This window comes from Psychrobacter sp. PP-21, from assembly GCF_033790785.1.
Lineage (GTDB): Bacteria > Pseudomonadota > Gammaproteobacteria > Pseudomonadales > Moraxellaceae > Psychrobacter.
This window is the reverse complement of record NZ_JAMYEB010000008.1, coordinates 48,471-62,367: the sequence shown is the minus strand read 5'-3', so window position 1 is coordinate 62,367 and position 13,897 is coordinate 48,471. Positions and strand designations below refer to the sequence as shown.

12 protein-coding genes are annotated in these 13,897 nt (G+C 42.3%); 9 read left to right on the top strand and 3 right to left on the bottom strand.

Annotated features, from left to right (window positions below; translation table 11 throughout):
- Positions 1-557: 557 nt before the first annotated feature.
- Positions 558-1,304 carry a hypothetical protein gene (locus tag NJD71_RS08440; RefSeq protein WP_319051528.1) on the top strand — a complete coding sequence of 249 codons (747 nt, stop codon included), beginning with the start codon at positions 558-560 and terminating at the stop codon, positions 1,302-1,304.
- 170 nt (positions 1,305-1,474) lie between these two features.
- Complete coding sequence (locus NJD71_RS08435; RefSeq protein WP_319051527.1) at positions 1,475-2,221, top strand: hypothetical protein; 747 nt, start codon at positions 1,475-1,477, stop codon at positions 2,219-2,221.
- A 228-nt stretch (positions 2,222-2,449) separates the two neighbouring features.
- Here NJD71_RS08435 and NJD71_RS08430 read toward each other — a convergent pair whose 3' ends face one another.
- Positions 2,450-2,887: a DUF3429 domain-containing protein gene (locus NJD71_RS08430; RefSeq protein WP_319051526.1), complete on the bottom strand. Its 438-nt coding sequence runs from the start codon at positions 2,885-2,887 to the stop codon at positions 2,450-2,452.
- 72 nt (positions 2,888-2,959) lie between these two features.
- The gene (locus tag NJD71_RS08425; RefSeq protein WP_319051525.1) at positions 2,960-4,312 is read right to left on the bottom strand and encodes a DASH family cryptochrome; all 1,353 of its coding nucleotides are present in this window, start codon (positions 4,310-4,312) and stop codon (positions 2,960-2,962) included.
- A gap of 359 nt (positions 4,313-4,671) precedes the next feature.
- Between NJD71_RS08425 and NJD71_RS08420 the strand changes: the two genes are divergently transcribed.
- Positions 4,672-4,917 carry a hypothetical protein gene (locus NJD71_RS08420; protein ID WP_319051524.1) on the top strand — a complete coding sequence of 82 codons (246 nt, stop codon included), beginning with the start codon at positions 4,672-4,674 and terminating at the stop codon, positions 4,915-4,917.
- A 148-nt stretch (positions 4,918-5,065) separates the two neighbouring features.
- Here the strand turns inward: NJD71_RS08420 and NJD71_RS08415 are convergent, their stop codons facing one another.
- Positions 5,066-6,544, bottom strand: a complete 1,479-nt coding sequence (locus NJD71_RS08415) for an aldehyde dehydrogenase family protein (protein WP_319051523.1) — start codon at positions 6,542-6,544, stop codon at positions 5,066-5,068.
- Between the two features lie 289 nt (positions 6,545-6,833).
- Between NJD71_RS08415 and NJD71_RS08410 the strand changes: the two genes are divergently transcribed.
- The 6 genes from NJD71_RS08410 (at position 6,834) to NJD71_RS08385 (ending at position 13,845) form a co-directional block, all read left to right on the top strand.
- Positions 6,834-7,439, top strand: coding sequence for a TetR/AcrR family transcriptional regulator (locus NJD71_RS08410; protein WP_319051522.1), 606 nt, complete (start codon positions 6,834-6,836; stop codon positions 7,437-7,439).
- Between the two features lie 403 nt (positions 7,440-7,842).
- The gene (locus tag NJD71_RS08405; RefSeq protein WP_319051521.1) at positions 7,843-9,054 is read left to right on the top strand and encodes an iron-containing alcohol dehydrogenase; all 1,212 of its coding nucleotides are present in this window, start codon (positions 7,843-7,845) and stop codon (positions 9,052-9,054) included.
- 134 nt (positions 9,055-9,188) lie between these two features.
- The gene (locus NJD71_RS08400; protein ID WP_319051520.1) at positions 9,189-10,238 is read left to right on the top strand and encodes an NADP-dependent oxidoreductase; all 1,050 of its coding nucleotides are present in this window, start codon (positions 9,189-9,191) and stop codon (positions 10,236-10,238) included.
- A gap of 157 nt (positions 10,239-10,395) precedes the next feature.
- Positions 10,396-11,073, top strand: coding sequence for a type 1 glutamine amidotransferase domain-containing protein (locus NJD71_RS08395; protein WP_319051519.1), 678 nt, complete (start codon positions 10,396-10,398; stop codon positions 11,071-11,073).
- 44 nt (positions 11,074-11,117) lie between these two features.
- Complete coding sequence (locus NJD71_RS08390; RefSeq protein WP_319051518.1) at positions 11,118-11,747, top strand: glutathione S-transferase family protein; 630 nt, start codon at positions 11,118-11,120, stop codon at positions 11,745-11,747.
- Positions 11,748-12,156: 409 nt separating this feature from the next.
- The gene (locus tag NJD71_RS08385) at positions 12,157-13,845 is read left to right on the top strand and encodes an MFS transporter (RefSeq protein WP_319051517.1); all 1,689 of its coding nucleotides are present in this window, start codon (positions 12,157-12,159) and stop codon (positions 13,843-13,845) included.
- The last annotated feature ends 52 nt before the right edge of the window (positions 13,846-13,897 follow it).

The window sequence follows — 13,897 nt, the reverse complement described above, 5'->3', positions numbered from 1 at the left end:
TGGTTATGCTATGACAGTAGATCGAGCGTGTCATTAGCTTAAATGGTAGGAAAATATAACGCGAATTTATGACATCGACTTTTTATAGCTATAGCATAGACATGAAGCCGTAGAGGATAAATAGCTATCATAGTGATAAGAGAGGCATGTTAGCACATCAATTAATATACTCAGGTTTAAATGTGTTATTGGCAATTGATAGTGCTCTTGACTTAGATTAAAAAGTTAGGTTTAGATCGTTATGGAGACGCTTGCCCTTATTAGATAAAACTCTATTTACTGATTGAAAGTGAGAGATGGTTTTTGCAACAAGCTCAATAACTACAACAGTAACTTTTAGCTATCAGACAACAGCTACAATCGCTGATTGTAGACTGATGGGCAGTTTTCGTTTGCTGAGATGACATTTGGATAACAACTCTGTTTTATTTTTACACATCTACATTGCTTATATCTTTTCTCGTACAGACATTATTTACCAAACCATCAATAATCGCATAGTGTTATATATAAATAAGTAAAATGATTGAACAAATGAACAGTAAAGGAGCACAACGATGAATGATGAAATTTATGATTTAGGTGCAGGGTTTTGGAGTATTCGAGGATCATTTATAAAAAATGGCATTATCGATATTGGTGTCCAATGTGCTCTAATAAAGCGACCATCAGGACGATTTATTTTTCTGGATAGTTACACGTTAACGGGCGATGTACGTCAACAAGTCATGGCACTGACCAATGAAGGTAGAGATGTCGAAGCCGTCCTCAACGTCCATCCATTTCATACGGTACACTGTGCCCAAATGGCACAAGATTTCCCGCAAGCGACATTTTATGGGAGTAACAGACATCCGCAACAAGTCCCTGAGGTTAGCTGGGCAGATGATTTGGTAGAAAGCGACGCAGTCGCTGAGCGTTATCCTGAGCTTCAATTTTCCATACCTAAAGGTATTCATTATATTGCGCCTAATGAAAACGTTCATGCAAGCTCATTGCTGGTATATCATCCTGCTAGCCAGAGCATCTATGTCGACGATACTTTTGAAATCCCACCGTCAAAGCTATTCAATACAGTACAGCCCAATCTTGGCTTGCATCCCACTACCAAAAAAGCACTCAAAGAAGAACCAAACGCGGGCAAGCACTATTGCGATTGGGCAGTAGATCTGGCACACGAGTGGCGTAATGTTCGTCATTTTTGCGGCGCACACTCAGGACTGATGGTATTTGAGGAAGGTCAATTTGAAGCAGCGCTCTTGTCAGTCATTGATAACACTCGCCATGAGCTTGAGAATCAATGATGCTAAAGACGTCTATGTTTGAAAGGTACAATATCTAAAAGCATAATTTTTAGAAGTTAGAATTTTTATAATCTGCTATGTCTATAAACGATTACGGTAAAATCTAAAGAACAAAAATTGAAAATCATTGTGATTTTTTGAGTCAACATATTGAATAAGGAGAATTATAAATGTCAGAACAAATTCATGATTTAGGGGCAGGATTTTGGAACATACGCGGGTCATTCCGTATTGGCGGTGTGGTGAACATTGGTACCCATTGCTCACTTGTCAAACTGTCTTCAGGACGCTTTATATTTTTAGACAGCTACGCCTTAACAGGTGATGTTCGAGACGAAGTCATGGCGCTGACCAACAATGGACAAGATGTCGAAGCCGTCCTCAATGTCCACCCGTTCCATACGGTGCATTGCGCCCAAATGGCAAAAGACTTTCCGCAAGCAATATTTTATGGCAGTAGCCGTCACCGCAAAAAAGTGCCAGAAGTGAGTTGGGCAGATGATCTGGTAGAAAGTGACGCGGTCGCCGAACGCTATCCAGAGCTCAAGTTTTCAATGTCAGAAGGTATCGCTTATATATCGTCAAACGAGATGATTCACGCAGGATCGCTACTGGCCTATCATCCTGCCAGCCAAAGCTTGCATGTTGACGATACATTTATGAGTCCACCAATGAAGCTACTAGAGGCTGTCTTACCTGAGCTTATACTGCACCCCACCACCAAAAAAGCTCTGAAAAATGAGCCAAATGCTGGCAAGCATTATTGTGACTGGGCAGAAGCGCTGGCACATGAATGGCGCGACGTTCGTAATTTCTGTGCGGCACATTCCTACCTTGTACAATTTAAAGAAGGTGGATTTGAAAAAGCATTGGTCAAAGCCATCAAAAAGGCTCGACCCAAGTTAGAAACAGCCTAGACTTGTGTATCGACGAACGTAGTCTGTGTACATAGATTTTATCAATACAAAGGAGGCTACCATATTGGTAGCCTCCTTTGAATATCTTGCTCAATAATACTGGTTGCACCTAACCATTATATCTAGTGATAGTCATATGTTAGAACAACTATATGCTAAATCAACCATAAGCTAGAACAACCATATACTTAATCGTAGAGTGAATATTTTAGTACTATATTGCATAACTTATAGCTGCAGAGCGGCTACGATTAGAGACACTATTACTATTCCTGTGACATAGGTTCTCACTTTAAAATAATTCTGAGTAATGATACGCGCTTGATTGAGACCATAATCAATCAGCCACATACTGGCAAAACTAGCTGCTAGTAACCAAATAAAACTGACCGTAGATAGTATTAAAAACCCGAACCATAAGACAAGCGCTATCATATTGCTTAAAAAGGGCAATTTAACAGCCCATCTATCATTATCAGCTAAACTCAGATGATTACCCCAATGCGCGCCTGCCATAAACGAGGCAATCACCAAGCCATATATACTCAGCACCTCAGTCGTCTTGCCCAATACCAGTATCGTATCACTATCTATAGCCAGTAAAAGCGCGCAGGCGATAAAGGGTATAGCACCTGCAAAAGTGAGATAAGGACTTGGTTTTTTCATGGTCTAAACCTATTTTGATGGTATGGTTAGTCTATTCAAAGCTGTAGCCTGCACATCCGCAATGTTTAGCAATTATTCATCGCTCTTTTTAATATTGCCTTGCCATTGGCGAATAAACGCACCCTCTGGATCGTATTGCTGGGTTTGCTTTTTAAGGTTGAACTGTCGAGATCCTCTTGGATCAGCACCCACACCTGCCAAATACTGCCAGTTGCCCCAATTGCTGCCAACATCATAATCAATGAGGTGTTGCTCAAAGTAAGCTGCCCCGTAACGCCAGTCAAGCCCCAGCTCATGGATAAAACAGCTTGCGACCAGTTGCCGTCCGCGGTTTGACATATATCCAGTGGTGTTCAACTGATTCATGCACGCATTAACGATCGGATATGGCGTTTGACCCCGCGTCCATTGTAATAGACGTTCTTCATCTAGCTGAGTTGCTGGCATGTGCTGACCGATACCTGTGAACCAAAATAGCTTTTGCTTAAGCGTTATCGCGTACCAATAGAAATACTCGCGCCACAGCAGCTCAAACCATATCCAATAGGTAGAGCCATTAGCAATAATGTCACGCTCATAACGGCGCAGACGATTTAATACCGTATTTACAGACAGTGAACCATTGGCAAGCCACGCAGAGAGTTTGGTAGACTGTGTCCAGTTATCAAGCGCATTTCGCGTGGTCTTATACGTACTTGGTGCCTCAGAATCAAAATAACGCTCCAAATGTTTGAGACCGTTTGACTCCCCGCCTCTAAAACTATCGACCTCTTGCAAGTCGCATTGATGCGCGTCACAAAAACACTCACTCTTGTCAGCCATACTCTCAGGCATTGGCGCCAGTGACTCTGGCGTTGGACAAATGATCGCATCTTCTTCGGTATGCAATAAATCATGATCATTTTCAATTTTCTTACGAAATTGGGTAAAGCTCTTGGGTAACTGCTCTAGCGGTAACTCATCAAATAACATGGCCGTTGTCTGGACATGCCAGCGTATTTGCGGGTGTTTATCCTGTAGTAAAGCATATACTTGGTTCTGATAATAATCAGAGGTTTTACTGACACAGATATCCGTTACTTGTTGCACTTCAATCAGTTCATGCAACTGAGTAAGCGTGTCTGGCACTGTAGCGTCTTTTTTTAGATACAGCAGTCTATTACCAAGCTGCGTCAGTGAGGCATTCAAATCAGCCAAGCTTTCTTGCAAAAACTGCTCGCGAGCACTACCCATAGTGTCATAATGATAAGCGGGGTCACTGTTGATATCATTCAACCCCTCAGCCAATGATGATGCATAGACAAGCAGTAATTTTCCATTGCTAGATAGGTTAGCTGCTGTCGACAATGTCGCATTGTCCGCTACTCGCAAATCATTATGAAATAAGACCAATGTGACATTTTTATCAGATGGCTGATGTGACATACCTAAACCTCGTGCTATATATTTTAATTATGATGTTTAAGATTTTAGAGTAGCTTGCATAGACAGTTCAATGTAACTTAAGTATAAAAAAGGCAAGTGAGCACGCTATAGACATGGTCAAATCAGAGAAGCAAGTAGATATGAAGCAAGCAAACATAGAAACAAATAGGCGACATATTTTTTGAAGTAATGATATAAATCCACTATCTTTTGTTAGCATCAAACAGTGAGACAATATAGTGATTCTACTTAGCATATATCAGATGTTGATTAGACAAGATGTCATACCCTAAATATCACTATAACCATTGACTCTCAAGAGCTTGGCTGCTTAAATAACTTACCTCTAGGAGAATACAATGACTAAAGAAAATACAGCTGAAGAGAATAAATCAGACGAAAAACGCAAACTTATCAATCGGTTTTTGATGAAACTGACGAAAGATCAGCCTCAAATGTATTACGCTACAACCTCTGAGATATCACGGAGTATTCATACCATGATAAAGGAGCATACCAATCGTTTGTCAGTAGAAGAGCAAGCACTGGTGAGACGTATGACTATCGAAGAGATTGAGGGATTATTAGGCTTTCATGCTAGATAAATGACTAAGGCATATCCTCATTTTAAAAATCGTGGTACGCCCGAGCTGGCTCTCACATGTATTGTTCTCAGTTGATTGCTGAAAGCCATAAAAAAAGACCGCTATCAAAGCGGTCTTTTTTGTTACCAGTCATTTTAGTATAAGGCTACTAGAATGGATACTGACGTGGTTCATTTTGCATTGAGATCCAATGCGTTCTAGTGAACTCTTCAAGCACCCACTCGCCGTTAAAGCGACCGATACCTGAGTTTTTCTCACCCCCGAATGGTGTATTGCTTTCATCATTGACTGAGATATCGTTGATATGAGTCATACCCGCTCGAATACCGCGAGCGAAGCGCAGACCCTTTTGCATATCGGCTGTGAATACCGCACTAGACAATCCATACATAGAATCATTGGCGATCGACAACGCATCTTCTTCATCCTTGGCACGGATGATACCTACTAATGGACCAAACACTTCATTACATGACAAGTCCATCTCTCGCGTGACTTCGGTAAAGACATGCGGCGGTACGACTTGACCTTTAATCTCACCACTCAATGCCATTTTAGCGCCTTCTTCTTGTGCTTGATCGATTTTATCCTTAAGTGATTTGAGTTGTTTCTCATTGATGATTGGACCGACAGCAGTGTCTGGCTTGTTTGGATCGCCTACATTTAATGTTTTAACATGAGCCAAGAACCGCTCTACAAAGTCATCATATATTTCGTCTTCTACAATCACTCTATTAATCGCAATACAGATTTGACCTTGGTGCAAGAATTTACCAAAGGCAGCCGCTTTAACAGCTTGCTCTATATCCGCATCTTTTAATACAACAAACGGGCTGTTACCACCCAGTTCAAGCGCGACTTGCTTGATGTACTCACCGCCATTGGCCAGCTCACCGATATGTTTACCTACTGATGTCGACCCTGTGAATGACACTAGGCTTGGCGCTTTGTGCTCAACGATGGCATCCCCTATCTCGCTACCTGAACCAACGACAACGTTTAATAAGCCTTTTGGCAGACCTGCTTCTTCAAACACTTTTGCAAGTAATAGACCACCTGTCACTGGCGTGTCACTAGCAGGCTTTAATACGACAGCGTTACCCAATGCCAAGGCTGGTGCAATCGAACGCTGGGTCAAATGTAGTGGGAAATTCCATGGGCTAATAACCGCAACGATACCGATAGGCTCACGGTAAATGAAGTTTTCTTTACCAGGCGTGTTCGATGGACGAATCTCGCCATGGACACGATTAGGGAAAGTCGCGGCCTCAAGCGTAATTGCACGTGTAGCACCGAACTCAACCATCGCTTTGATACGAGTACTACCTGACTCTTTGATCAACCAATCGACGATTTCTTCTTGGCGTTGATCTAATATGTTGACCACTTTATACAGTACAGCAGAACGCTCTGCTGGCATCTGCGCAGCCCACGCTTCTTGAGCTTGGGTTGCAGCATCATACGCTTCGTTCAGCTGATCTTTGGTCGCTTGCTGAATCTCTACGAGCGTATCGCCGTTATAGGGATTTGTATTGGTATTAATGCTATCATCTTTACCTTTTTGCCATTCACCTGCGATGAATTGCAAATGAAAGTCATTGTAGGCACTGGTATCGTTCGTTGACATAATAATCCTTATTTTACTTTGTTATGTGACACATTTATCTTCAATATCTAAAATAGTGTATTAGCAATGGGCTATCTGTTTGGTGACTGGTAAGAATAAAAGCCACCTTGCTAGACGACTGGTCTAATGCTACCATAGCTCTTAATAAAACAAGACAACTTTGTCAGTAAATATTGTTGATGAAACGTAACCACTACAGCTAAATATTATTAGAATATGCCGACAATATGACGCTCAATGAAGCCTGACTACTCTATTTGTACTACTATCAAGGGAGACTATCCTATCTATGTCTACTGTTATAGACACGACTACAACACCAGATACCAAGGCGCACTTACTGACTACTGGCTACCAATTGATAGCTAAGAAAGGCTTTACAGCTGTTGGCTTAAAGCAAATTTTGGACACAGCAGGTGTGCCTAAAGGATCTTTCTATCATTATTTCGCTTCTAAAGAAGCGTTCGGTGAAGCTATTATCGGTCACTATTTTAGCCTATACAAAGCGCGCTTAGATATTATCGATGCTCAGAACGTTACCGCTCAGCAAAAACTGTATGACTACTTTCAAAATTGGTACGACACACAGCAGAATGGCTGCGACCACGAGAGATGCTTGGTGGTCAAGCTAAGTGCAGAAGTCGCTGATATGTCAGAGACGATGCGCAAAGCACTCGACACGGGCTATCAGCAAACTACCCTTTGGCTTACCGAGCAGATCAAGGCTGGATGGATAGATGGCTCAGTGCCTCGTCTAGATAATATCTCAGCTGAGAGTATGGCCAAGCGCTGGTATTTTGCCTGGCTTGGAGCAAGCTTGATGGCCAAAATCAGCCAAACGAATACGCCTTTGGCTGAAATCTGGCAAATGACGACGACTCAGATGGGTCGATAGATACTTAGGCCAATAGGTTCTTAAGCTAATATATTTTTCATACACTCTTACAATAAGCTATCTTCGGATAGCTTTTACTTGTTGTAAGTTTTCAGATAAGTCGTCTTTAATTAATTTGTATTTAATATAAACAGCATGCCGGATAAGCGTTTAACCTTAATACTGTCCATACGCCGCTACCTACCCTCTTATATATAACCATTTATCCCTAGCGCTTTTGTCCCTCTTACTGTCTCAGACCAAAATATTTTATACGACAGTTTTGTAAACATTCCTAGACGACTGGTCTAATTGGTGTACAATGCGCATAAATATTCAGAGTATATGCGTATAAGCATTGCTCGCCACTCATTGTTTGATATCAAACATTTAATAGAACCATTTTATTAACATTAGGAATTTTATGAACAACTTTCAATATTACAATCCAGTACGTATCGTCTTTGGCGAAGGTCAAATCGAACAGTTATCAGACCTAGTACCTACTGATGCCCGCGTTCTGATTACTTACGGTGGCGGTTCAGCGCAGCGTACTGGTACATTAGATGAAGTAAAAGACGCCTTGGCATTAAGTGGTAACCGCACTGTTTTTGAATTCGGTGGTATCGAAGCTAACCCAGAGTTCACAACGCTCTTGAAAGCTGCTGATATGGTCAATGAACACAACATTGACTTCCTATTAGCAGTTGGCGGTGGTTCAGTCATCGATGGTAGCAAATTCGTTGCACTCGTCTCCTCACTCACTGAGGAAGACGGTACTGTCTCACGCGACCAAGCTTGGGATGCGCTGACTGGGTATTGCAAAAACATCGACTCAGCTGTGGACTTAGGCGCAGTATTGACGATCCCAGCAACGGGCTCTGAGATGAACTCGGGCGGCGTGATCAACTATAGCGAGCGTCAAGCAAAACTACCATTTGGTAACCCACTTGCCTTTCCCAAATTCTCAATCTTAGATCCAATCAAAACACTTACCCTACCTGAGCGTCAGGTTATGAACGGTGTTGCTGATGCATTTGTCCATGTGATGGAACAGTATTTGACCTATCCAGTAAATGCAAAAGTTCAAGATGCCTTTGCTGAAAGCTTACTAAAGATCCTTATCGATGAAGGTCTAGTGGTTAAGCAAGATTCAGACAACTTAGAAACACGTAAAAACATTATGTGGACAGCGACTATGGCACTGAACGGTCTAATCGGTACAGGCGTACCTCAAGACTGGACAACGCATATGGTTGGTCATGAACTGACGTCATTGCACGCTATCGATCATGCACGTACGCTAACCATCGTCTTGCCATCAGTAATGCGTGAGCTAAAAGAAAGCAAAAAAGAAAAACTGCTTCAGTATGCACGCAATGTATGGAACATCACTGATACCGATCAGGATGATGATACTATCATCGAGACCGCTATTGTCTACACTGAAAACTTCTTCCGCGAGCTTGGCTTGCCAGTTAGCTTAGAAGACGTTGATTTGACTGAGTCAGCAATTGACCCAATCATCAACCAGCTCGAAGCCCATAACATGGTTAAGCTTGGTGAACATGGCAAAAACGACTTAGATGTGTCACGTCGTATCTTGGAGCGTGCTGTAACTAGCAAAGCCTCGTAGTCAGAAACATTATCATATTAATAAAAAATACATATCGTTATGCTATCTATAGTAGTAGCTATTCCATGCTGAATAGCTACTACATTTAACACTACTATTATAATCACAATGAATAACTATAAAGGAGTCCTATGATGAGCTTCGACAAACAACAAAATCAAGAAGTAAACCGTCAAATCAAACTTGCCAGCCGCCCTAATGGTGAACCAACCGCTGATAACTTTGATATGGCAACCAGCGATATTCCAACGCCAAACGAAAATGAGATGCTACTACGCACGGTATACCTATCGTTAGATCCGTATATGCGTGGACGCATGAGTGATGCAAAAAGCTACGCTGATCCTTTAGCAGTCGGCGATGTCATCATGGGCGGTACTGTCGCTCAGGTCGTCGAGTCCAATGTCGATGGGTTTGATGTCGGTGATTTGGTGGTATCAAACTCAGGCTGGCAAGACTATAGCGTCAGTGATGGCGAAGGTGTCCTGAAATTGAACAAAAATATGTCTAATCCTTCTTATGGTTTGGGCGTATTAGGTATGCCTGGATTCACAGGTTACATGGGTTTGACTGATATTGGTAAACCAAAAAAAGGCGAAACCTTAGTGGTCGCAGCAGCTACTGGCCCTGTCGGTGCAACGGTTGGTCAAGTTGGTAACCAATATGGTCTACGTACTATCGGTGTGGCAGGTGGCAAAGAAAAATGTGATTTTGCGGTCAATGAGCTTGGTTTTGATGTCTGCATCGACCATAGATCTCACGACTTTGCTGAGCAACTAAAAGCTGCCTGTCCAGATGGCATCGACATCTATTACGAAAGCGTTGGCGGTCAAGTATTAGATGCTGTTCTACCGTTGCTAAACGATCATGCGCGTATTCCTGTATGTGGTCTCGTATCACAGTACAACGCGACCGAATTACCTGATGGTAAAGACCGCTTAGGCATGCTGATGGGTCTTATCTTAAGCCAGCGTTTAACGGTAAGAGGCTTTATTATCTTTGAAGAGTATGGCGATCACTTCCCAGAGTTCTTAGAAACCATGAGTAAATGGGTAGAATCAGGCGATGTCAAAACCAAAGAGTATATCGCTGATGGTTTAGACGATGCACCCAATGCTTTCGTCGATATGTTAAATGGCGACAACTTTGGCAAAACAGTTGTCAAAGTAGCTGACGTTAAGTAGCTACTGATAGTTGCAAATCGTTGTTAATAACTACTTAACAACATAACTAGCTAAGATCACTACTGAAAATTACGTTTGAAGCAGGAATAATACTAACAGTCATTTAATGACTGCGACTCAACTGCTCACTCACAATAAACAATAAATAAGGAAAACTATGAACATTTTAATGGTACTAACTTCTCATGACCGTCTAGGCGATACTGGTAAAAAAACAGGGTTTTGGTTAGAAGAATTTGCAGCCCCTTACTATGCGTTTTTAGATGCTGGCGTCAACGTAACCCTAGCCTCTCCTGCTGGTGGTCAGCCACCACTAGATCCTAGTAGTGATACTGAAGACACGCAGACCAAAGATACTAAGCGTTTCAAAGACGACAAAGACGCTCAAGAGCATTTGGCCAATACCAAAAAACTTGCTGATATGAAAGCGGAAGACTTTGATTCAGTCTTTTATCCTGGCGGTCATGGCCCACTATGGGACTTGGCAGTAGATAAGAACTCTATCAATCTGATTGAGACTTTCGTCAAGCAAGATAAGCCTGTCGCGTTTGTTTGTCATTCTCCTGCAGCACTCAAGAACGTAAAAGTTGATGGTGAGTACTTAGTAAAAGGCAAAACAGTCACTGGTTTCACTAATTCAGAAGAAGATGCCGTTGGCCTAACAGACGTTGTACCATTCTTGGTAGAAGATGCACTCAAAGCTAATGGTGGCAACTACGAAAAAGCAGCGGATTGGGAATCGTTTGTCGTCGAAGATGGTCTATTAATCACTGGTCAAAACCCAGCATCGTCAGAAGAAGCAGCTACGCGTCTTGTGGCCAAGCTAAAAGGTTAAGACCCAGAAACTAATAAATCACATCATGTACTAAGGTCGATATTATGATTCGCTTACACCATCTCAATCAATCACGCTCGTTGCGTACGCTTTGGCTCCTAGAAGAGTTAGGCGTGCCTTACGAAGTTGTTAGTCACCAACGTGATGCCAAAACTCATTTGGCACCAGACTCTCTAAAAGCTGTGCATCCACTTGGTAAATCTCCGGTTATCGAGATCGATGGACAGGTTTATGCTGAGTCAGGCGCTATCACTGAGTTACTGATTGAGAGGTTTGCACCAGAGCGTCTACGCCCTGAAACTGGTAGCTCTGATTATGGCTACTATCTACAGTGGATCGACTTTGCTGAGAGCTCACTCATGTTGCCATTGATGCTAGAGCTATTTACCAAAAAAGCAGGCATCGATGACAATGAGTTTTTGAATGGTTATATCGAGACAGAAAAGACAAGATTGTTCAAATATTTGGACACATCGGTTGAAGGCAAATCCTTTATCGTCGGTGATAAGCTCAGCGGTGCTGACTTTATGCTGTCATTTGATTTGATTATTTTGGCCAAGCGTCAAAAGCTTGACGCTTATCCTCATATCAAACAATACGCTGAAGCGCTTGCCAGTCTGGATAGCTATCAGCGCGCTATGCAGTTAGAAGCAAAGTATGACGAGTCTATCTAGACTTTTGTTTTAATTACTGCATATCAATCGTATGATGTACATAAGCAGCTCTTTATAGAGCTGTTTTTTGTGCGTACTCTATTTTGTGCTTGTAGTGGTAGCGACAGTATAAGAATAACGACAGTGCAGTGATAAAGGAAGTAAAACTCGCTTTGGTATGTAAGAGATTGAGAGTTAGGCGTACACAACCGACACCACGTTGCCACGTGGCTTATAATTTACGTGCACATGACAGAAGCTCCGCCGAACTCGTGATAAAATCTTTTTAGCGATTATTGAGTTACCCCTCATACTCCCTCAGTCAATCGACTGACCTTTGACGTTTAAAACACCAATGACACTGTCCTGACTCCCCGTCTGGAATTTGTCCTATGTTGCTTCATTTCTTTATACAGATTGTGGTCCGCCCATGACTAACGAATACCAGTTTAAGCCCCATGAAAAACCACTCATGGTAGGCTCTCCAGCCAATCCTGATCACCCTACCCGCCGCAAAATATTTTATCTACTGATTGGAATATTTATTGGTCTCACAGCCAGCTTCCAAAATGGTCTACTTGTTGCAAACCTCTCTCAAATACAGGGCGAGATGGGATTAGCGCCTATTGAAGGAGGCTGGATATCTGTGAGTTACAACATGACCAACGCTTGTATTACTGTCCTGCTGTACAAGATCCGTCAGCAATTTGGCATGTCACTTTTTAGTAAGATCACTTTATTCTTCCTACTGGCTGCCACAAGTCTGCAATGGCTGATTAGTAGCCACTTGCTAGATACGCCTAGTATTAGAATCGAGCCCTATTATCTAGAGATTGTCGCAAGGGGACTTAGCGGCATGGTGGCCAGTGGTATGACCATATTGGGATTATTCTATTGCCTACAAGGCATGCCAACCGTTAAACGGACTAGTGGCTTGATACTAGGATTTGGCTTGGTGCAGTTTGGTATTCCTCTATCACGTATCATCTCGCCCTACCTTGCCATCGATGGTCAGCTTGAAAACTTATTCTTATTCCAACTTGGTTTGGCATTGATTTGCTTTGGACTGATTAATCTTTTGGAACTACCACCAGGTAATATCGAAAAAGTATTTGAGAAACTTGATTTTTTAAGCTTTGCTTTTTTTGCCAGTGGTTTGGCTGCGTTGGCTGTTGTACTGGTACAAGGTCGCATATTATGGTGGACGACGCCTTGGCTCATTTATCCGCTTATTATTGCTATCGTTGGGATTAGCATTGCGTTATGGATTGAAACCCATCGTAAAAACCCAATGTTACAAGTCCGCTGGATGCGTAGCCGCAATATTATCGCCTTCATGGTGACAGGTGCTGTCATGCGAATCTTACTGTCTGAACAGACTGTCGGTGCCGCTGGGTTACTTGCTACGCTAGGCTACGGCGGTGATCAGCTGATTACCTTTTATATCGTCATATTGGCCGCCAGTGTATTGGCTTTGGTCATTAGTATTTTTAGCACCAATCCAATGGATTTACGCAGGCCTGTCATTTTTGCAGTAGCATTGATAGCGTTGGGTTCTTGGATGGATGTTGGAGTGTCTATTAATTCAGCACCTTACATGTTTTATCTTAGCCAGTTTTTAATTGCCTTTGCCGCCGTATATTTTATGGGGCCTTTGGTTTTTGAAGGGTTTTTGCGTGCGATTGCCAGTGGTCCTGCCTATATTATTAGTTTTTCCGTGATTTTTGGTATTTCTCAAACGATTGGCGGCTTGGCAGGTGCAGCCGCTATTCAAGCGTTTACGACTGTTCGTACACAATCACACTATGCAGATATGGTCAGCTCACTTAATTTGGGTGATCCTGCTTTTAGCGCTCAAATAGCGGGTACTCGTAATATGCTATCAAGTGAGACCACTGATGCTGCCCAAGCAAATGCTGGTGCAGTAAGCCAAGTGCTACAAGATATTCAGCGCCAAGCAGCTGTGGCAGCGTATAGCGATCTGTTCTTTTTGATGGCCGTCCTTGCCACAGCTGTTACGATTATTTTACTGCTCAATTATATTTATAACCGTTACCACAAACGCAACCCGCTGGCTAAAGAGCTCGCTGTCATTGCAAAAATGCGTGAAACCAAATAACTGGGTCTATTATCCCAACAATCACCTTTAAACCTGTTTGGTATTTTTATTG